At 55.5% G+C, this 19822-nt stretch carries 19 protein-coding genes and 1 pseudogene; 18 read left to right on the top strand and 2 right to left on the bottom strand.

Annotated elements, in window-relative coordinates; translation table 11 throughout:
* The first annotated feature begins 35 nt into the window (after positions 1-35).
* From dctP to RBB46_RS08970, 5 genes are all read left to right on the top strand, one after another.
* Positions 36-1142: a TRAP transporter substrate-binding protein DctP gene (gene dctP, locus RBB46_RS08990; protein WP_306028643.1), complete on the top strand. Its 1107-nt coding sequence runs from the start codon at positions 36-38 to the stop codon at positions 1140-1142.
* A 163-nt stretch (positions 1143-1305) separates the two neighbouring features.
* Positions 1306-1983, top strand: coding sequence for an arylmalonate decarboxylase (locus RBB46_RS08985; RefSeq protein ID WP_306028642.1), 678 nt, complete (start codon positions 1306-1308; stop codon positions 1981-1983).
* 25 nt (positions 1984-2008) lie between these two features.
* The gene (locus tag RBB46_RS08980; protein WP_306028641.1) at positions 2009-3778 is read left to right on the top strand and encodes a thiamine pyrophosphate-binding protein; all 1770 of its coding nucleotides are present in this window, start codon (positions 2009-2011) and stop codon (positions 3776-3778) included.
* Between the two features lie 2 nt (positions 3779-3780).
* Complete coding sequence (locus RBB46_RS08975; RefSeq protein ID WP_306028640.1) at positions 3781-4818, top strand: 2-hydroxyacid dehydrogenase; 1038 nt, start codon at positions 3781-3783, stop codon at positions 4816-4818.
* 186 nt (positions 4819-5004) lie between these two features.
* The gene (locus RBB46_RS08970; RefSeq protein WP_306028639.1) at positions 5005-5523 is read left to right on the top strand and encodes a MarR family winged helix-turn-helix transcriptional regulator; all 519 of its coding nucleotides are present in this window, start codon (positions 5005-5007) and stop codon (positions 5521-5523) included.
* 32 nt (positions 5524-5555) lie between these two features.
* Here RBB46_RS08970 and RBB46_RS08965 read toward each other — a convergent pair.
* Positions 5556-5894, bottom strand: a pseudogene (locus RBB46_RS08965) (IS3 family transposase); the annotation flags it as partial.
* Positions 5895-5992: 98 nt separating this feature from the next.
* Between RBB46_RS08965 and RBB46_RS08960 the strand changes: the two are divergent.
* The 10 genes from RBB46_RS08960 to RBB46_RS08915 all read left to right on the top strand — a co-directional run bounded on the left by RBB46_RS08960 (position 5993) and on the right by RBB46_RS08915 (position 17301).
* Positions 5993-6982: a TAXI family TRAP transporter solute-binding subunit gene (locus RBB46_RS08960; RefSeq protein ID WP_306028638.1), complete on the top strand. Its 990-nt coding sequence runs from the start codon at positions 5993-5995 to the stop codon at positions 6980-6982.
* A 211-nt stretch (positions 6983-7193) separates the two neighbouring features.
* Entirely contained in the window at positions 7194-9023 is a 1830-nt protein-coding gene (locus RBB46_RS08955) for a TRAP transporter fused permease subunit (protein WP_306028637.1), read from the top strand.
* Between the two features lie 145 nt (positions 9024-9168).
* Positions 9169-9723: a hypothetical protein gene (locus RBB46_RS08950; RefSeq protein ID WP_306028636.1), complete on the top strand. Its 555-nt coding sequence runs from the start codon at positions 9169-9171 to the stop codon at positions 9721-9723.
* A 347-nt stretch (positions 9724-10070) separates the two neighbouring features.
* Positions 10071-11351, top strand: a complete 1281-nt coding sequence (locus tag RBB46_RS08945; protein ID WP_306028635.1) for a Rieske 2Fe-2S domain-containing protein — start codon at positions 10071-10073, stop codon at positions 11349-11351.
* Between the two features lie 149 nt (positions 11352-11500).
* Entirely contained in the window at positions 11501-12673 is a 1173-nt protein-coding gene (locus tag RBB46_RS08940; protein ID WP_306028634.1) for an alpha-hydroxy acid oxidase, read from the top strand.
* A 112-nt stretch (positions 12674-12785) separates the two neighbouring features.
* The gene (locus tag RBB46_RS08935) at positions 12786-13724 is read left to right on the top strand and encodes a PDR/VanB family oxidoreductase (protein ID WP_306028633.1); all 939 of its coding nucleotides are present in this window, start codon (positions 12786-12788) and stop codon (positions 13722-13724) included.
* Complete coding sequence (locus tag RBB46_RS08930) at positions 13714-14901, top strand: Gfo/Idh/MocA family protein (RefSeq protein ID WP_306028632.1); 1188 nt, start codon at positions 13714-13716, stop codon at positions 14899-14901. Before RBB46_RS08935 ends, RBB46_RS08930 begins: the two co-directional genes overlap by 11 nt.
* Entirely contained in the window at positions 14898-15890 is a 993-nt protein-coding gene (locus tag RBB46_RS08925) for an ABC transporter substrate-binding protein (protein ID WP_173013797.1), read from the top strand. The genes RBB46_RS08930 and RBB46_RS08925 overlap by 4 nt, the downstream gene beginning before the upstream one ends.
* 13 nt (positions 15891-15903) lie before the next feature.
* Positions 15904-16347, top strand: coding sequence for a hypothetical protein (locus tag RBB46_RS08920; RefSeq protein ID WP_152505213.1), 444 nt, complete (start codon positions 15904-15906; stop codon positions 16345-16347).
* Between the two features lie 27 nt (positions 16348-16374).
* A complete protein-coding gene (locus RBB46_RS08915; RefSeq protein ID WP_306028631.1) occupies positions 16375-17301 on the top strand; it encodes a DMT family transporter in 927 nt (308 codons plus the stop codon).
* 45 nt (positions 17302-17346) lie between these two features.
* On the opposite strand, the gene RBB46_RS08910 is transcribed toward RBB46_RS08915, so the two are convergent.
* The gene (locus tag RBB46_RS08910; RefSeq protein ID WP_209009887.1) at positions 17347-17733 is read right to left on the bottom strand and encodes a MarR family winged helix-turn-helix transcriptional regulator; all 387 of its coding nucleotides are present in this window, start codon (positions 17731-17733) and stop codon (positions 17347-17349) included.
* Positions 17734-17904: 171 nt separating this feature from the next.
* Between RBB46_RS08910 and RBB46_RS08905 the strand changes: the two genes are divergently transcribed.
* The 3 genes from RBB46_RS08905 to RBB46_RS08895 are packed head-to-tail and all read left to right on the top strand — an operon-like array spanning position 17905 to position 19804.
* Positions 17905-18270, top strand: coding sequence for a Rieske (2Fe-2S) protein (locus RBB46_RS08905; protein ID WP_152505215.1), 366 nt, complete (start codon positions 17905-17907; stop codon positions 18268-18270).
* Complete coding sequence (locus tag RBB46_RS08900) at positions 18257-18556, top strand: hypothetical protein (RefSeq protein ID WP_152505216.1); 300 nt, start codon at positions 18257-18259, stop codon at positions 18554-18556. The genes RBB46_RS08905 and RBB46_RS08900 overlap by 14 nt, the downstream gene beginning before the upstream one ends.
* Before the next feature lie 42 nt (positions 18557-18598).
* Positions 18599-19804, top strand: coding sequence for an amidohydrolase family protein (locus RBB46_RS08895; RefSeq protein ID WP_306028630.1), 1206 nt, complete (start codon positions 18599-18601; stop codon positions 19802-19804).
* Positions 19805-19822 lie beyond the last annotated feature (18 nt).

Raw genomic sequence — 19822 nt, 5'->3', positions numbered from 1 at the left:
AGTCGAACAGTAAGTCCAAAATGGGAGGAGGAAGTATGAAGAATAGAGTGATAAAAACTGCCGCAGTCGCAGCTTTTCTCGGGTTGACCTGCAGCGCAAATGCAGATGAACTCAGGTACAACACATTCATGCCGCCGCTGGCCATTGAAGCCGTGCAGGCGCAAGAATTCTTCGATGAACTCGCGGCTGCCACGGACGGTGCCCTCGAAACGCAGGTTTTCGTCGGAGGCCAGATGTTGGGTGGCCAAGCCAGCCTGGGCGGAATTCGCGCCGGCGTCATGGACGCCGGATTTATCGTGCCTACGCTGAATTCCAGCGAAATCCCACATGTTGCAATGCTGCCGGAGCTTCTGCCGTTTGCGGCCAACTTCTGGGCTGCCGCAGGCGCGACCAACGAAACGATGTTGCTGAACTGCGACGAATGCATCGCCGATCTTGAAAAGCAAAACGCGGTCTGGTTGGGAGGGCATGCAGCTTCGCCATGGTATCTGATGTGCGCGCAACCGATTTCTAGCTCGGACGATATTGCCGGGAAGAAAATTCGTGTGACGGGTGGATTTGCTGTGCGCCTCATAAATGCCCTGGGAGCTGTACCTGTGTCGCTGCCGGCGAGTGAAGTCGGGCCTGCTTTGCAGCAGGGCCAGGTCGACTGCGCGGTAGGTAATCTCGCCTGGCTTCAAACGCTGGGTTTGATCGACTCCGTGCGCGGTATCGTCGATCAACCGATCGGAAGCTATCACGGCCTGGGTGAATTCATCTTCAACCGTGATGCTGTTGCAAATCTGGACGAAGCGAACCGCTCGGCGCTGATTTCGGCAATCCCCGGACGGATTGCGAAGATCAGCAAGACCTACGCCGACCAGGAGGCTGCTGCGCGCATGGAGGCCGACGAAAAGGGCGTGGTCTTCTGGAAACCTGATGACGCGTTCAACGAAGCGATGGAAGATTTTCGCGCCAGCGAGCTTGAGGCGGTAGCGAACGACATCGTCAAATTGGGTGGGTCGTCTGACGCCAAGGCGATTGTTCAGCAACATATCGAGACATTGCAGCGCTGGGACGGCCTCGTTCAGGGCGTCGAGGGCGATGTCGATGCATTCACCGCACTGCTGGAAAGAGAAGTCTTCTCCAAGGTCAAGCAATAAATGGCATTGGGTTCGGTGACATCCGTCGTGTCACCGAGCCCGGACAACCCTTGAACCATCTGTACAAATGATGAGCGATAATCGCGATCTCGTAGCGCCGCCCCGGTTGAACAGTCTTGCGTGTGGGTTCCGTTTTGGCGGGCGCGCGCGTTTCGGAGTGATCTTGCCGTCCGGCAACATTGTGGCTGAGGGAGATTTGGCCGCATTGTTACCGCGGGATATCTCTTTGCATGTGACGCGCCTGCGACTGACCGGCAGTTCGCGCGAACAACTAAACGCCATGGCAGAAGATGTCGAAACTGCGGCTTCGCTTGTGGGCGATGTCGATCCTGCGGTCGTCGGATTTCATTGTACTGCTGTTTCCACGCTGAGCGAGCAACTGGAGAGAGATATTCTGGCGCGCGCGTGTTCAGCCTCCGGCAGACGGGTCGTCGCTACGTCTGAAGCGATCGTAAGCGCTCTAAATGCACTGACGGCGCGAACGCTGGTCTTGATTACCCCCTATGTCGACCACATCGTCAAAAGCGAAGTCGCATTTCTCAATCGGCATGGATTTGACGTCATCGATGCCCATGGTCTCGGAATAGACCATCCAAGGGATATGGCCGCCTTGCCGCCGGAAGACTGGCTTGCGTTAACGAAAGAACATTACGCCCAAAAAACCGATGCATATTTTGTCAGCTGCACGGCGATCCGTTCGCTCGAGGTCGTCAGCCTCCTCGAGGAGCAGCTTGGCAAACCCGTGATCACAAGCAATCAGGTTATGGCTTGGCATCTGCTGAGAACAGCCGGGTTCAACGATCAACCACATGGTTTCGGCCATCTGCTGAGCCACCACTGAAACCTCAATAACATGGACTTATCGCATGACTGATCAAAGACCTTCGGGAGTTGAACGGCCGGTTGCCTCTGACAGCGACGGAGTTTGGGGGAGCGACGTTTTTGCGGAGATGCTTAGGGGTCTTCGCGTTAAATACGTCACCCTTAATCCAGGATCGAGCTTTCGTGGGCTACATGACAGCCTGGTGAACCACCTGGGCAACGAAGACCCACAGATGTTGCTTTGCCTGCATGAGGAACATGCAGTGGCAATCGCGCACGGATATGCCAAGGTTACAGGTGAACCTCTTGCTGTGATCCTGCACAGCAATGTCGGGCTGATGCATGGAACGATGGCAATTTTCAACGCCTGGTGCGACCGCGTGCCTGTGTTGATCTACGGTGCGACCGGACCTGTGGATGCGGCGTTGCGCCGTCCATGGATCGACTGGTTGCATACCTGCCGCGACCAAGCTTCAATGATACGCAACTATGTGAAATGGGATGACCAGCCTGCTTCGATGGAGGCAGCGATCGAATCCATGCTGAGGGCAAATCTGATTGCCCGGGCGGAACCGCACGGCCCGACTTATGTAAATTTTGATGTGTCGATCCAGGAAAAACAGCATGCCGAAGCGCCGGCATTGCCCGACTTTTCGCGTTACCGGTCGCCACTGCCGGCGGACCCTTCCGCTGAGGGGGTGGCGCGTGCCGCCGAGTTGCTGAAAAACGCCAAAAATCCGGTTGTCCTGGCGGGGCGGGTGTCGCGCGATCCGGCTGACTGGGCACGGCGTGTGGCATTGGTCGAAGCTTTGGGAGCGAAGGTTCTGACCGACATCCGGATCGGCGCTTCTTTCCCGACGAACCATCCTCTGCACCGTGGCAAACCTGCATTCTTTATCGACGATGCGGCGGGCGAAGTTCTGCGGGAAGCCGATGTGATCCTCAGCCTCGACTGGCTTGACGTTGCCGGAACGCTCAAGCTGGCAGGCAAGGTTGAAGCCAAGATTATCCAGGCCTCTCTCGATTATCAGTTGCACAATGGCTGGGGCATGGAGCATCAGGGGCTGTCGGCACTCGATCTCCACCTGGCCAGTTCGCCGGATCGCGCGATGCATGCCATTGCGGATTTGCTGGGTGTTGGCGCTGGCGACGAGCCCGAAAACCTGCCGGTGAAACCCGCCCTGAATGCTCCCGCTCCGGAAGCGCAGCTGGATATCATGACGCTGGCCGGGGCACTTGGCGAAGGGCTGGACGGAATTTGCGCCAGCATGGTGCGCTTGCCGCTCGGTTGGGCGGGCGAGGCGTGGCATTTCCGCCACCCACTCGATTTCCTTGGCTCCGATGGCGGTGCCGGGATCGGCTCCGGTCCGGGTATGCTGATCGGTGCCGCGCTGGCATTGAAAGGCAGCGAGCGTATACCGGTCGCGGTTCTCGGGGATGGCGACTTCATGATGGCGGCCTCGGCGTTCTGGACCGCGGCGCACTATGGAGCACCGTTTCTGGCGGTGGTGTCGAACAACCGCTCTTTCTACAATGACGAGGTTCACCAGGAGCGTGTTGCCGTCGCTCGCAACCGTCCGGTGGAGAACAAGTGGATCGGTCAGCGTATCGGCGATCCGGACATCGACATCGCAGGCGTTGCTCGTGCACAGGGATGCGAGGGGATCGGGCCTGTCTTTACCGCGGGCGAACTGGTCGAAGCGGTCAAGAAAGGCATCGAGTTGGTTCGTGAAGGTAAGAGCGTTGTGATCGATGCGCGCGTTCAGCCTGGTTACAACCCCAACATGGTTGCTGGCCTGACCCGGAGCGAATGAAGATGAAACCCAAGATCTATATAGCACAGGATCCTGTGCTCGCGGACGTACTCGAAAGCGCTTCGACCAAGCTTTCCGATCTTGGCTGGGATGTGGTGCGGGGGCCGGCAATAGTTCCAGGTGTGCCTTTACGCCTGTCTGCAGAGCAGCGGCAGACACTATTGTCGGACGTGGATATCATCGTGGCCAGCTCCCGCTCTCGGCTCAGCGAAGAAGATCTCGATGCGTCTTCGCGCTTGCGGGCGCTGGTGTTTCCCACGATCGGGGTCGACGCGGTCGATCTCGAGGCCTGCGGAATGCGCGGGCTAATCGTGGGGAACGGAGCGACCCCCGAGAATTTTCTCGCGATGTCCGAGGCAACCGTGATGCTGATGCTCGTGCTTCTCTACAAGCTGCACACATCTGAGCGTCTCTTGCATGAAAACGCCAAACGTCCGCAGCAGATGTATGCCCGTATGCTGCGCGGCAGGACTGTCGGGTTAGTTGGTTCGGGCCGGATCGGCGGCGGGGTGATCGACCGCCTCCGGGCATTCGAACCGGCTGAGATCTTGGTTCACGATCCCTTCCTGACGCCGGAGACCGCACCTGAAGGCGTATGTCTGGTCGATCGCGACGCGTTACTGGTGCAGTCCGACGTGATCAGCCTGCATGTGCCTCTCAATGCACAAACTCGCGGAATGATCGGGGAGGCCGAACTGCGGAAAATGAAACGTGACGCGATCCTGGTGAACACATCCCGTGGCGGACTGATCGACGAAGACGCTTTGGTCGAGGTCATGTCCGAAGGCCATCTTTCGGGAGTTGGCCTCGATGTGACTGAGACCGAACCGCTACCGGCGGATCACCCGCTGCGCGGGCTTGATCGTGTCGTCCTTACGCCGCACATCCTGGGTCATACGATCGATCTTTATTCGATCATGCCGGAGGTTCTGGTGGAAAACGCCACCCGCCTCATGGATGGCGATCTGCCGAAATACACCCGCAATCTCGAAGTCGAACCTGTTTGGAGAGAGCGGTTGGCGAACATGCAGGAGGGTTGACGTGAACTGGCCGGACTTCGCTTGATGCTTAATGAGAGTCCGCTCCATGTAAACTGCAAACCCCGAGGCGATCTCCCTGCGAAAAAGAGCACCCGGCTGTGCAGCGATGCAGTTTGTTGTGCTGTAAGTGGCTGCGGTGCTTTTCAGGGACTTGGCAATAGCTCGTCGTGCTGATCTTATGAGGCCATGAGCGAACAAATTGAGTATAGCGCGGCAGATGAGGCGGGCGTTGAACGTATAGCGAGGCTGGTGCGCCTGGCTGCGCGCGGTTTCAACCGTTCTCTACAGATCCGCCTTCAAACCCAAAATGTTACCTTTGGACAGTGGATATTCCTCCGCATTCTCTGGCAAGAGGATGGGCTGTCTCAACGCGAACTGAGCGATAGAGCGCATCTCACGGAACCGACCGCACATACCGCACTTATTCGCATGGAGGAATTGGGCTACATTGTTCGGCGCAATGTCGAGGGCAATAAGCGTCGTCTGCATGCGTTCCTGACCGCGAAAGGTTGGGAACTTCGTGAACTGCTTGAACCGCTCGCGCTCGAAGCCAATGATATCGCCCTTTCCAGCCTCACCAAGGACGAGCAAACCACGTTGCGAAAAGCGCTGACTGTCATGATCCGAAATCTTGAGGAAGATGAACGACGTGCCGCATCGCGTGGGGTTCGGATGCCGCCAACCAAGGGCCACGCTTCCTCTTAGCTATCGTAGGCCAGTGAGCCGACAGCATTGTCGAACGGGCGGTTCATACGGTCGAGCGGGTTTGGCGCGGATTTGTCCGGAAACGTCGTTTTGAGCCGCTTGCCCCGAATTTTCCCCTGAAGCCCAATGGCCTTCATAAGCCTGGCCACGTGCAACGGGCGATATTGAAGCCCTCCCGCTGCAATTGCCGCCGGATCTTACGCCTACCATAGACGCGGAAGTTTTCCTCGAAGACACGGCGCCTCGATCTTCAGAGCGATACCGCGGCGGGGGTGGACCGAAAGCCGCTCCGCGCCCTGTCGCTTGGCGACATTCTCGTGACGAGCCGATGGGGCAATCGGCAGAACTCTGCAAATCAGCTCCACCCAAAAACCCTGATCTTAGTTGACTAAGAAGCGGCAATCCATTATTCCTATATAACATAGATATCTAACATTAGATGTCTATGAGGATGGAGAGGGAGGAACCTGTGAAAAAGAGTTTTAAAGCCGTTATTGCTGCCATCGGAATGTGTGCAATTGCAGGCAGCGCAGTTGCGGAAAGCGTCACCGTCACACTTTCGGGAGGAAACCCGTCCGGTCTTTGGTCTCTGCTTGGTGCTGGCATTGACCGAGCAGTTAAGGCTGACGATCCCAGTGGTGTCGTTACATACCAAGCAACCGGAGGCGGGTTTGCAAACATTGCTTTGCTGGGCGCAGGTCGGACGGACTTAGGTTTGGCCCACGACGCCGAGATCAAGTTGGCGCTCGCCGGAGAAGAACCGTTCAAGGCACCCATCAACAATCTTCAGGCCATCGGGTATATGTACAATTGGGCGCCGATGCATTTTTTCCTTAGAAAATCCATTGCCGATGAATACGGGATCGACAGTATTGACGATCTCGCGAAATCAGGTGCGGCTATACGCGTTGCGAACAACAATGCGGGCAACATCGTGGCCAATATCACGACGTTCATGCTCGAAGAAGCCGGCTATGATGAGGCTACTATCGAAGCGAACGGCGGGGTTCTGGTTCGGGGCGGCTCTGCTCAGCAAGCGGACCTGATAACCGACGGTCGGACCGACATGGTTATTAACGGTATCTTTGTAGGACATTCGTCGTTCCGAAAAGTTGACAAAAGTAATGAAGTCGTACTTCTGAGTGTTCCTCAGGAAATCATTGAGAAGACGAACGAAAAATTTGGAACGGGAATCTATACAATTCCCGGCGAAAGTTACGCCAACCAATCTGATGACGTTGTTACGGTCGCACTGGGTGCAATGGTGATCACGACCGAGAGCCTGCCCGAAGAAACCGGCTATATGCTCGCAAAAGATATCGCAGAAAATATCGATGAAATTCGCGGCGTGCACAACGCGATGAAGCAGTTGACGCCAGAACTGCTTGTTTCTCAGACCACACTTCCGTTCCATGCCGGTGCAAAGCGCGCTTACATGGAATTGGGTCTTATTAAGTAACACCTTTCAGATAATGCAGCCGGCCCGCAAAAACAGCGCGCCGGCTGCATACTGCTGCCAAGTGCACTGCTGCGGACTTTGCATGTGTAAACACAGGCAAGGCACGTTCAGTATGGGCAATTTACTTTCAAACAAACAATCGTGAAACGGTATAGGCATGGACTTCCCTTCGCTGACTGAAACTGGCCGCCGTAGAAAACTCGCACCTACCATGAGTACCGTTGTCAAGGTACTGTCGGCGGCCTTCGCCATATGGGTGGTTCATTCAAATCTGTTCATTATCGCTGACCCGCTTATTCAGGGTATTCTCTTTATTTCGGGGATATTCACCATTCTTTTTCTGGCGATTGGAGCGACCTCCAGAGCGCCGGATCGGATTCCTTTCTACGACTGGATTCTGGCGGCTCTCAGTCTTGCTTGCGGCGTCTATTTCTTCATGAATTCGGGAGCGATAGCGAACCGAATAAGTATTCTGGATGAGTTCACGATCGATCAGTTGTTCTTCGGTTCCTCGCTCCTGTTTCTGACGCTCGAAGCGACCCGGCGTACTACCGGCTTGGGGCTCACCGGGGTTGTCTTGCTCTTTCTGTTCTACAATCTTTTTGGCTATCTGCTGCCACCTCCCTTCGGTCATCGGGTTAGCGAGTTTACGTATCTGCTCGATATCCTCGTTTTCACGACCGACGGCTTGTTTGGCGTCCCGATTCAGGTGGTGGCCAGCTACGTTTTCCTTTTCGTGATGTTCGGAACATTTCTTTCAAAGGCAGGAGGCGGCGATTTCTTCTTTAACCTTGCGGCTCTGGTCACCGGGCGCGCAAGAGGAGGGCCTGCCAAGATCGCGATCATCTCGTCTGGATTATATGGAACGATGTCCGGCAGCCCCACTTCCGATGTCGTCGCAACCGGTTCGATCACTATCCCTGTGATGAAACGGCTTGGATATCGCGCCCGATTTGCAGGAGCGGTGGAGGTTGCGGCATCCACCGGTGGTAGCGCGATGCCCCCGATCATGGGGTCGGCGGCCTTCATCATGGCCGAGTACTCGGGTATTTCCTATAACTCGATCGTGCTCGCGGCCCTGGTACCAGCTCTGCTTTATTATACCGGCGTTTTCGCCCAGGTGCACTTGCGCTCGGTCAAATACGACCTGCGCCCGTCGGAAGACGAGGTTCCAACCGCTGCGGAAACGTTCAAAACCGGCTGGGTCTTTTTGCTGCCTATCATCGGTATTATCGTTGCGCTGATACTCGGTTATTCGCCGACGCTTACGGCTGGTGTCGGCGTCCTTGTCACGATTGTCGCTTCATTTATCCTGAAAGAAACGCGGCTTTCGCCTTGGCAAATCGTGGAAGGTCTTGGAACAACCACTCTGCAGATTTTGCCGGTTGCCGGTGCATGTGCTGCTGCGGGCCTGGTGATTGGCGGATTGTCCATGACCGGCCTTGGGATGAAATCAGCGAATGTGATTCTAACCGTTAGCGATGCGCAGCCAATACTGACGCTCGTGATTGCCGCAGCCGTCACGATCGTTCTCGGTCTGGGGATGCCGACCCCGAGCGCCTATATTCTGGCGGCCGTGCTCGTGGGACCGGCGCTATCCAAGCTCGGTTTCCCGATCCTTCCGAGCCAAATGTTCTTGCTCTACTATGCGATCTTGTCTGCGCTAACTCCTCCGATCGCCGTTGCAGCCATTGCCGCGTCTGCGATCGCCGACGAGGATCCTTTCAAGATTGCTTTCTCGGCCGTAAGGCTTGCAATCGTTGGATTTTTGTTACCTTTCGCCTTCGTCTGGAATCCGGGAATACTTCTGGAGCTCGGGCCTTTGGCAAACACTCTCGCAGTGGTCGGTGCGTTCTTTGGCGCGCTCGCCGTCGCAGCCTCGATAGAGGGATTGATCAAGACCGAACTGCTCACCTGGGAAAGAGTCCTCCTAACGGTTGCGGCGGTGGGGGCTGTAAGCCCTTATCCTGTCGTATCCGGCTTGTGCATCTTGCTGATTGCCGGGTTGATCGTGCGACAGTTCGTGTTTCTGCGAGGGTGAGAAACGTCGAAAATCCTTAGTCCCGGTCGACGTGCGAATGGAATATGGAAAACATTCACTCGACCGGACGGCACCTGCGTTTTGAAGAATTACGATCAGTTCGACCGCTTGATTGGACTTGCTGATACCAACGGGTAGTCTACACATGTCAAAAATTCAGGCAGGTCAACCGGCACCGGTAGGCAACGGGTCGGGCTTGATACTTACAATTACAGCTCTGCCGGAAGATCTGGCGCGCGTAACGCAAGCTATTCATGATTTAACCGTCGATATCGTTTCTGCGGACAGGAACGCGGAAAGCAGCGGGCAAATGCGAAGCGCCCATGGTGGCGAAGTTTTATTTTCCTTGAGATTCGACGTCGCCCAGCTCAAATCAGATGGTCGGGATTTGCCCGGCTACATCGGTCGAGAACTCCGACACCAACTGAGCAATTCTTCCGCAAAGATTCGCTGCGACGCTGTCGTCAGCGAGCCGATTGAGGATGTGCAAAAGCAACCGCTTTTTTGGAAACGCTGGGTGGTCAGTATGCTGGGTGTCTATCCGTTGCTGATCATAATATACCACGCGTTAAAGCCGCTAACCGAAAACGTATCTGCACCGATTTCTTTGTTTTTGGTGGCATTCGTTCTGACAGGTTTGAATACGCGTTACGTAATGCCGTTTCTCATGAGAAAAATGCATTCGTGGTTGGAACTCTAGCAAGATTTTTCTCAAAAGGCGCAAATAGATCGTGCATCGGCCATGAACCTTTCACGCTTAGGTCAGTTGCCGGAACCTCCCATAAAAGCATCGCACGATGCTCTGAATTCATAGAGTTTTCATCTCCAACAACAGCCGTTGTGCGGCCTTCGCGTTGGACGAGGGGAGGCCGGATTTCACGGCAGCGGGACACTCCGAAGTCAGGGTTTCGGGATCCTGCAATAGCAGGCGAAAAAATTCTGCCCTCCAGTTGACAGCTTAAACTTAGAAAGCTAAGAATACTGGAGAAGCCATAAGCCGCCCGATGGTGTTTTTTGACGTGGCGGTCCGTGGAGGAGGGAGATCAAATGCTTACACCCGAAGAGAATGAACTGCTGACCCGTGTGACCGGCGACGCCCCGATGGCGCGGCTGATGCGTCAGCATTGGACTCCTGTTTGCCTGATCGAAGAGGTGGAAGAGCCGGACGGCAAGCCGCTTCGCGTTGAAGTTCTCGGCGAAAGCTATGTGGCATTTCGCGATTCAAAGGGGCGCCTGGGCCTGTTGGATGAGCTTTGCCCGCACCGCAAGGCTTCGCTGGTCTTTGGCCGAAATGAGGAATGCGGGCTTCGCTGCCTCTATCATGGCTGGAAAATGGACGTTGACGGCAACGTTGTCGCTATGTCGTCGGAGCCGGAAGGCAGTCCTCTGATGGACAAGGTGAAGCACCGTTCCTACCCCGTTCGCGAGTGGGGCGGTTTCGTCTGGGCTTGGCTTGGCGACAAAGACGAAATGCCGGAGTTCCAACCGCCGGCATTTGCGCCGCGCGCGGATTCTCCGATCGCAATCCTAAAGATCCGAATCCCCGCGAATTGGGCGCAGATCCACGAAGGCCAGATCGACAGCGCGCACTCGTCTTCGCTGCATTCATCTGACATGGTTCCAGCCAAAGTCGAAGGCGCGGCGGCGGACGAAAAGTCATGGTATCGGCCCTCGACCGACAAATCGCCTCGCATGCAAACGGAAACGACAAGTTATGGGTTTCACTATGCCGCGATCCGTACTCCCATCAAGAACGCGGCTACGCACAATTACATTCGGGTTACCGAATTCGTTGCGCCCTACTACTCGCTGATACCGCCCAACAACAATTACAGGGTGGCCGCGGTGATCGTGCCAATCAATGATGAGGAAACCGCTTTCCACTTCATTGCTTGGGATGGGCCGAACGTCCCGACAACGGAAGAGTGGCGCCGGTTCACGCATGCGGTGCCGGGTGTGGATGTCGATGACAAATGGCGTTGCCTGCGCACCTTGGACAACGATTTCCTTCAGGATCGTGATGCGATGAAGGAAGGCAATTTTACTGGTATCAAGGGCATTCCCAACCAGGATATTGCGATGTGGGTGTCGATGGGCGCGCGCGTCCAGCGCCACACCGATGTCCTCGGTGCGTCGGACCTGGCCATTGTCGAATTCCGCCGCCTGATGGCGGATGCGGCTAAAAAAGTAGCCGAAGGTGGCCAGGCAATCGGAACGGATTCCGAGATCCCGCAGGTTTTGATCAACTCCCACGAGGGGGTCTACCCGAAAGAAACCGACTGGCGAACACTTCTCAACACTTCGGGAAAAACTGTCGCTGCAGAATAGGTTCCGCTGAAACTTCCTCCCGGATCCGCCTGAGGCCGCATGTGGTCTTGGGCGGATCTTTCGTGAGCGGAGGGGGGGCGATGTGTCGTCGCCGCAAGGGTGTGATCTCGGGGTGTCGCGGGCTGTGGCGAAGCAAATCGGCAAGTAAGATGAGCCAACCCATCAACATTGACGACTTGCGCCGATTGGCCCGCATTCGCTTGCCTCGGGTCGTGTTCGATTTTCTTGATGGCGGGGCTGAAGACGAAGTTACTCTGCAGAGAAACAGGCAGGCATATGAGGATATTCAGTTAAGACCCAGAATTCTTAACGGTGGCATGGTCGATCTCTCGGTCAATCTATTTGGCCAGAAATTCTCTGCACCTTTCATTATTGGCCCGACGGGTTTGAACGGGATCTATTGGCCGAAAGGGGATTTGCATCTGGCAAGTGCCGCCCAAGGCGCGGGTGTCGGTTTCGCGGTTTCCACGGCGTCCAACACATCAATGGAAGCGATTGCGCAACAAACGGATAGTCCTCTTTGGTTCCAGCTTTATCCGTGGGGAAAACCGGGGTTTTCCGAGGCGCTCATAGAGCGTGCCGCCAAAGCCGGCTATGCGGCGCTGATCGTCACGGTCGACTCTTTGGTTGGGGGGAAACGCGAGCGTGATTTACGGCACGGTTTCTCACATGAAATCAAAATGAGCGCTCCCATAATCCTGGACGGGCTGATGCATCCTAGATGGCTGGGTTCGGTTTGGCTTGGCAGAAACAGGCCACGATTACAGAATCTTGTGGCGTTCCTGGGGGAGGGGGTAAGCGACGCAGCGCTGGCGGATTTCACCCGTTCCCAACGGAATCCTCATTTTTCCTGGGACGATGTCCGCCGTATTCGCAAACAATGGAACGGACCGCTGCTGATCAAAGGCATAATGTGCGGAGAGGACGCGTTACGCGCCCGCAAGGAGGGCGCTGACGGGGTCATCGTGTCAAATCACGGGGGCCGCCAACTCGATGGTGCGCCCGCGACCATCGAAGTCATTGAGGACATTGCCGGACAGCTAGACCGCGATGCAACCGTTCTGCTGGACGGCGGCATTCGGCGGGGCAGCGATATCGTAAAGGCGCTTGCTTTGGGGGCACACGGCGTACTTCTCGGCCGGGCGACATTATACGGCCTGGCGGCCGGTGGCCGCGATGGGGCGGCGCAAGCCCTGTCGATACTGGAGGACGAAGTGCGCAGAACACTGATTTTCATTGGTTGCAAATCGGTTCAACAGCTCGGACAGCATCATATCGCGGGTAGAAGAAACGCCGCGGCACTGCCTGGACGGAATACCTAGATAACTCGTTAGGCCACGGAAAACACGTAACGTTTCAGCAGATCGCCAAGCGGTTGACTTCACCAACTTAGCTATCTAATAAGTTCTATTGCGATCCGACTGGGAGGAATTCATGCAGCAAATGAGAATGCGCGTTGCAAGCAGACGCGTTTTGACACCGAGCATCGTGGAATTCACGCTGGTTCCGGTCGGCGACTGTAAGCTTCCCAGTTTCGATCCCGGCGCGCATATCACAGTCGAAACGCCGTCAGGTGCCATGCGCCGTTACTCGCTCGTGAACGACGGTTTCGAGCCGACTGAATACGTCGTTGCCATCAAACGTGAGCCTCAATCTCGAGGCGGGTCCGCATCGATGCATGACGATGCGCATGTTGGTTCCGAGCTGAATATTGAAGCGCCGGAGAACGATTTCCCGCTGACGGATGTTCAGAAGTATCTGCTGATAGCAGGCGGCATCGGTATTACGCCGATTTATTCCATGGCGCGCTATCTCGACAAAAAAGGCAAGGCGCTACGCATCATATACGTCAGTCGAAGCGCTGAGGAGGCTGCCTATCTTGCGGAGCTCAACGAAGCCTTCGAGGGCAGGATCATAGTTCATCACGACAACGGTGATCCTGACGCGGTTTATGATTTCTGGGACGATCTGATCACGCCAAGAGCGACACATGTCTTTTGCTGTGGTCCAAAGCCTTTGATGGACGAGATCAAGGCGGTTTCCGGCCATTGGCCGGAGGGGCGGATCCATTTTGAGGACTTCAAACCGGTCGATGTGGTGCGTCAGGACGACGTCGCCTTCGAGGTGGAACTGAAAAAGAGCGGGGAAACAGTCACCGTTCCTGAAGATCGCTCAATCTTGGAAGCGCTTCGGGATGCCGGCTATGCGACGAGCAGTTCATGTGAAAGCGGAACATGCGGAACGTGCAAGACCCGTCTCCTGGCGGGGGAAGCCGACCATCGCGACATGGTTTTGATGGACGAGGAAAAAGACGATTACATCATGATCTGTGTGTCGCGGGCGAAATCGGGGAGGCTGGTTCTTGACCTGTGATCCGGTTCGCCTCGGCGTCGCCGGCCTTGGGCGTGCGTTCATGCTCATGGTGCCGACGTTCGATGTCGATCCCCGTGTAAAGCTCATCGCCGCCGCCGCGCCCAGAGAGCAAAGCCGTGCCGCCTTCGAAACAGAATATGGCGGCAAGAGCTATGAGACCGTTGAAGAGCTATGCGCCGATCCGTCTGTCGAAGCGATTTACATCGCCACCCCTCATCAGATGCATGTGGACCATGTCTTGGCGGCGGCGAGTGCCGGTAAGCATGTTCTTGTCGAAAAGCCGTTGGCGATCTCCATGGCAGATGCCGAAAAGATGATAACTGCCACTCGCCAGGCAGGTGTGCATTTGATCGTTGGTCCCAGTCACAGTTTCGACCCTCCTGTTGAGCTTGCCGCGCGGCTGATCGAAAGCGGCGAATTTGGTCGACTGCGTATGATCCAGGCGCTGAACTATACCGATTTTCTCTATCGGCCGCGACGACCTGAAGAACTGCGCACGGACGAGGGGGGAGGCGTTCTCTTCAGTCAGGCAATCCACCAGATCGATGTGGTCCGGAGACTGGCTGGCGGGATAGCCGAAAAGATCTATGCAATGACTGGAGCTTGGGATTCCAAGCGACCGACCGAAGGCGCGTTCAGCGCGCTCATGACCTTCGAGACAGGCTGCATCGCCAATTTGACCTATTCAGGTTATGCCCATTTCGACAGCGATATCTGGATGAATAATGTCGGTGAGTTGGGGCAACCCAAGACCCCCGGATCATATGGAGGGGCGCGCCGAGCCCTGATGGACCTTACGCCGGAAGACGAGGTTCGCCTTAAGACGACCCGAACTTTTGGCAATGGAACGACGATTCAAGCCAAACACAACGAACATTTCGGTCCGGTGATCGCCCTTTGCGATCGAGCGGATCTTAAGCTGATGCCGGACGGTATCGAGGTCTTTGGCGATACCAGGCGTAGCTTCATTGAGGCGCAATTCGGTCCTGCGCCGCGCAGAACGGTCATTGATGCGCTGGTCGCGGCCGTTCGAGAGGATGTCCCCCCCGTCCAGAGCGGGGAGTGGGGATTGGCGAGCCTCGAGGTTTGCCATGCAATCCTGCGCTCCGCCAGATCCGGCCAGCCGGTCGAACTTCAGCATCAACGCAACACAAAACATCGAAAGCCGACAGGATGAGCAATCTGAAACTTTCTCTTGCAATGGGAAACTATGACCGGACGCGTGCGATCGTGGATGGCCGAGTGCAGATCGACGGGGTCGACCCCATTCCGATGCTGTTGTCGCCGGAGGAGATGTTCTTCCGGGCCTTCCGGCATCATGCGTTCGATATCAGCGAGCTTTCGCTGTCGTCCTATTCGATCTCCGTTGCCAGGGGCGATCCGCATTATGTTGCGATCCCTGTTTTCCTGAGCCGTGCCTTCCGGCATACGTCGGTTTATATCCGGACGGACAAGGGTATAGAAAAGCCCGGTGACCTGAAGGGGAAGCGCATTGGCATTGCCGAATACCAGCTTTCCGCCAATGTGTGGGTGCGTGGTATTCTCGAAGAAGAACACGGCGTGAAGCCGTCCGATATCATCTGGGTGCGAGGCGGGATGGACACGCCCGGCCGGCCTGAGAAGATCAAGGTTCAGTTGCCGGACGATATCGTGATGGAGGAGGCGCCGGAGGGCAGCACCTTGAACGGCATGCTCGCGGCGGGCGAGATCGACGGTTTCGTCGGGCCGCGATGGCCTCGTTGCTTCTCCGAAGGTCATCCACATGTCGGGCGCTTGTTTTCCGACAGTATCTCCGCGGCTGAAGCCTATTTCCAACGTACTCGGATCTTCCCGATCATGCATGTTCTGGGAGTACGGCGAAGCTTGGCGGAGGAATATCCATTCCTGCCGGCTGCCTTGCTCAAGGCTTTCACCCAGTCAAAGCGGCTGGCGGAAGACGCGCTTTCGGACACCTCCGCGACCAAAGTTACGATGCCGTTCGTCGAGGATAACCTGAACCGCGTTCACACCCTGATGGGGAACGATCCCTGGAGTTACGGCGTTGCCGAGAACTCCCATGTCCTGAACCGGTTTCTCGATTATCACGCAAGCCAAGGGCTTTCGCCACGCCGGGTCGAGATCGAGGAGCTGTTTCATCCTTCGACGTTGGAAGCTTACAGCCTTTAGCGGGAGTTTCAAAATGGAAGAGTATTTGCCTGGAGATATCGTTGAGGTCGAAACGCCCAATGGTTTGGCCTACATTCAGCTAACGCACATCCATCCAAGCTATCCTCCGGTGGTCAAGTTTCTCAAGGGTCCGTACGAGAGCCGGCCCGAGAATGTCGCCGTTCTGACAGCCGAAAATGCACCCTTGGCGATGGTTCCATTGTCGGCGGTTCTGAAGAAGCTTGAATTGAAACATTCTCGCGTGGGCAATGCCGAAATCCCGCATAGCGAACGTAAATTTCCGATCTTTAGAATGCCCATTCGAGGAAAGAAGGGTGAAATCATCTACTGGTGGTTCTGGGATGGACGGGGTTTGACGTTTTCATCGGATCTCATGGAAGCTCAGGAGAACCTGCCGTTGCGTGAGATCATGTCGTCCGAGCGTTTCATGGAGCAACTTGTCACAAATGCCAGGTAACTCCGAAACCCGGTCCGACTATAGCCGATGACGGCTGGTTTCGGCGGCTTGCTGGCCGCGTTCGGGGCGTTTTGTTATGCGCTAAGTTCCGTTGCCATCGCCAAGAGCTCACAGTCCGTTCAGGGCCGGGGAAACGACGTGTTTCTGTCGGTTCTGATGACGGCCCTGGTTTCAGGCCTGCTTTGGCTGGCGATAGGGTCGCCGTTTCCAGCCTATGGAGAAGCGGCGCTCATCGGGGTTGGCTATTTTGTTCTTGCCGGCTTGCTGGGAAATGTGCTGGGCCGGCTAACTCTTTTCCGGTCGGTTGAGCTGGCCGGGGCGGTTGAGACAGGGTTCATTCGGAGACTGATCCCTGTGTTCGCTGCGATCTTTGCGTTTCTGCTGCTCGGCGAAATCATCACATCGACAATCGTGATTGCCTTTCTCCTTGTCACAGGAGGCGTTCTGATCATGATGGCGAACACTTCTTCAAGACCGACTGCCGTCAGGTCCGTACCAGAGCGCACGACCAAGGAAAAAACCGAAGGGCGTGTAATGGCGTTTAGCTCTGCAGCAGGTTACGGAGGATCATTCGTCGCTCGAAAACTGGCAATGCAGACGCTTCCGGACCCGCTTGCAGGCGTTTTTATCGGAGCGGTGACCGGATTGGTTTGCTTTGGCGCCTCCGCGGGCTTTCGTTTCCGCAATTGGTCCACATTCATGTTGCGCATACATAAGCCAACCGGCTGGCAATTGCTTGCGGGCAGCTCGATGACACTGGGTCAGGTGGCATTGTTCTTTTCGTTGATGTTCACCAATGTAACGGTGGTCGCGATAATTTCTTCGGTCGAGATGTTCTTCGCAGCCTGGCTGGCCGGTCACGTTTTCAAAACCGAGAACCGGCCGGGTTCCAGATTCTACTTTGCTTCGATACTGGCCGGAGCCGGCGTGATAATATTGGCTGTCGCCCCGTAATATATTTTGCGTTCCTGAATTGCCTGTGGATCGGGGCAACGACAATCACGAGGAGAGGTTGTCGATCAGTTTGTCCATTGCTTTGAAAAGCTGGGCAAGCTCCTCTTCTTCGAAGCCCTTCGATGCGTGATCGGCCGCAACCCTTGCGGATTTCATGACCTGGTCGATTTTCTCCCGGCCTTGATCCGAAAGGCGAACGACAACGACACGTCTATCTTTCGCACTTCGTTCGCGCAGCAAGAGATCTCTCTTGTCAAGTTCATCCAGAACGCGCGTCGAAGAAGCCTTTTCGATGCCCAGGATCGCAGAAAGCTCGGATTGGGTAAGGCAAGTTTCTTCCCGCAGAACTCTGAGATGAATGTACTGCGCCATGCTCAGTTTCGAATCGATCAGCTGCTTCTGCAACAGCTTGCCATAGAGATGATAGGCCAAACGAAGCGATGCTCCGAGGCCGCGTTTGCGGGAGGGGGACTGAACCTGGTCGATGTCGCGGAGCCTTAACTTAGAGTTCTTATATTATTGACAATGGTAGCATGCGTCTTATAGTAAGACAATCTTACTATTTTTGGTGAGGCAGCCTGGCAATAAACGGAGGAGCTCTTAATGCCGGAAAAACTGTTGTGTGCATCGTCGGACCTCAACGACACGACCGCCAAGATCTGCGAGATCGAAGGTGTCGAGATCGGCGTTATCCGCCACAAAGGAAATGTCGTCGCATATAAAAACGTGTGCCCGCATCAGGGTGGCCCCGTCTGCGAAGGGCTCAAAATGCCCAAGGTATGTGTCGAGTTTGACGACCAGCAACGCGCTCTCAGGCAGAACTTCGACGATAGCGAGATGCACTTCGTATGCCCCTGGCACGGCTGGGAGTTCAAAATGGAAACAGGGGAAGCGGTAGGCGATCCGAAAATTCGCCTTAAGCGCTACAAAGTGACCGAACGGGATGGAGGTATCTATGTCGAGATTTGAAAAAGTAACACCGGAAACCCCGGCGCTGAACGTATCGGTCAACGAAGTCCTGGGCGCGCTTCGCGCGCTTGAAACCAGTCAACTGAGCTCCGCGCAGTTGCAGGCGCTATTTGCGGAAATCGTGACCGCGTTTGCGAAAATGCGGGAAAATGACAAGGAATTCTCTGCGTTCCCGGAAAACAACGACGTTTCGGCGACGGATGTTGCGGTTGCCGCGACAGGAATTCTCGAGGCTGCCGATGTGGCGGTATTCGAGCTGGGTATGTGGCAGACGCTGAAACAATAAATTTTATGGGAGTGAGATAATATGTCTCTTACATCGAATACCATGAGCTTCGGTTCGGATAGCGACCCCGCGATCAAGGAGTTCAATACAACCAAACTTTTGAAAAATGCGAGAAAGCAAGCAGAGGACCGGAATTACAAAGATTTTTTCATTTGTGACGTGGATAGCCACCACTATGAAACGGAAGCTCTTCCCGAGATCCTGCAGTACATGGACGACCCTGTCATGCGGCACCTTGGTCTGTCCGCGGGAAATGTGGGGCGTGCAGGCCTGATCCCGCAAGCGATCGGCTCTCAGGACATGGCGGGGCGCGTGACACGCTATGCCGGGCGTAACAAGGAAATTGTTCCCGAGAAGCCGCATCGCGACATTACCCTCGCGCGACGTTGGATGGATGCGATGGGGGTCGATATGGCCTGCCTGTTTCCAACACCGATGTTGCTGCTTGCGACCCACCCGCAGGTCGAAGTCGAGGTTGCGATGGCCCGCGCCTATAACCGCTGGCTTTGTGAGCGTATCCTGGAGGAAGATAAACGCATCGTCTCGATGGTCTACCTTCCAATGAACGAACCGCATGAAGCTGAAAAGATCATTGACGAGTTCGCCGAGCGGAAAGGAGTCGTAGGATTTCTGTCAACCGGTTATTTGAAACGCCCGGTGCATGACAACGCGAATATGCGTATCTATGCCAAGCTGGAAGAGCACGGTATGCCGCTCGGTTTTCATGCGGCCTATCATTGGGCGGATACATCTCTCGCTCAGCTCAACAAGTTCATCTCGGTTCATGCTCTTGGGTTCAGTTTTTGTAATATTATTCACATGACGAACTGGGTGTTGAATGGTATGCCTGAGCGCTTTCCTAAGCTGAACACCATGTGGATTGAGAGCGGGCTTGCATGGATTCCTTTCCTTATGCAGAGATTGGACAATGAATACATGATGCGCACATCGGATGCGCCGCTCCTCAAGAAGAAGCCAAGCGATTACATGCGTGAGATGTTCTATTCCTCACAACCCATCGAACTCGTGGACAACAAAGAGGCCCTCGAGGTCACATTCAAGATGATGAATGCGGAAACACAATTGCTGTATTCCTCTGACTATCCGCATTGGGATATGGATTTGCCCAGCACCATCTATGACATTCCCTTTCTGGATGAGGCGGCAAAACGCAATATTCTGGGTGGAAACGCGCAAAAGTTGTTTAACCTGGATCCGGTCATGTCCGAGTGGAAGCAAAACGCGTAAAAGAACAAGCGTATCCTG

The sequence above is a fragment of the Stappia sp. MMSF_3263 genome, from assembly GCF_030733745.1.
Classification (GTDB): Bacteria; Pseudomonadota; Alphaproteobacteria; order Rhizobiales; family Stappiaceae; genus Stappia.
This window is presented reverse-complemented; position numbering and strand designations above follow the sequence as displayed.

Excerpts from the sequence above, each read along its gene's own strand:
- RBB46_RS08980 (WP_306028641.1), top strand. The coding sequence starts at position 2,009 with ATGACTGATCAAAGACCTTCGGGAGTTGAACGGCCGGTTGCCTCTGAC.
- RBB46_RS08925 (WP_173013797.1), top strand. The coding sequence starts at position 14,898 with ATGAGCAATCTGAAACTTTCTCTTGCAATGGGAAACTATGACCGGACG.
- RBB46_RS08975 (WP_306028640.1), top strand. The coding sequence starts at position 3,781 with ATGAAACCCAAGATCTATATAGCACAGGATCCTGTGCTCGCGGACGTA.
- dctP (WP_306028643.1), top strand. The coding sequence starts at position 36 with ATGAAGAATAGAGTGATAAAAACTGCCGCAGTCGCAGCTTTTCTCGGG.
- RBB46_RS08945 (WP_306028635.1), top strand. The coding sequence starts at position 10,071 with ATGCTTACACCCGAAGAGAATGAACTGCTGACCCGTGTGACCGGCGAC.
- RBB46_RS08970 (WP_306028639.1), top strand. The coding sequence starts at position 5,005 with ATGAGCGAACAAATTGAGTATAGCGCGGCAGATGAGGCGGGCGTTGAA.
- RBB46_RS08895 (WP_306028630.1), top strand. The coding sequence starts at position 18,599 with ATGAGCTTCGGTTCGGATAGCGACCCCGCGATCAAGGAGTTCAATACA.
- RBB46_RS08935 (WP_306028633.1), top strand. The coding sequence starts at position 12,786 with ATGCAGCAAATGAGAATGCGCGTTGCAAGCAGACGCGTTTTGACACCG.
- RBB46_RS08950 (WP_306028636.1), top strand. The coding sequence starts at position 9,169 with ATGTCAAAAATTCAGGCAGGTCAACCGGCACCGGTAGGCAACGGGTCG.
- RBB46_RS08915 (WP_306028631.1), top strand. The coding sequence starts at position 16,375 with ATGACGGCTGGTTTCGGCGGCTTGCTGGCCGCGTTCGGGGCGTTTTGT.
- RBB46_RS08955 (WP_306028637.1), top strand. The coding sequence starts at position 7,194 with ATGAGTACCGTTGTCAAGGTACTGTCGGCGGCCTTCGCCATATGGGTG.
- RBB46_RS08900 (WP_152505216.1), top strand. The coding sequence starts at position 18,257 with ATGTCGAGATTTGAAAAAGTAACACCGGAAACCCCGGCGCTGAACGTA.
- RBB46_RS08905 (WP_152505215.1), top strand. The coding sequence starts at position 17,905 with ATGCCGGAAAAACTGTTGTGTGCATCGTCGGACCTCAACGACACGACC.
- RBB46_RS08920 (WP_152505213.1), top strand. The coding sequence starts at position 15,904 with ATGGAAGAGTATTTGCCTGGAGATATCGTTGAGGTCGAAACGCCCAAT.
- RBB46_RS08940 (WP_306028634.1), top strand. The coding sequence starts at position 11,501 with ATGAGCCAACCCATCAACATTGACGACTTGCGCCGATTGGCCCGCATT.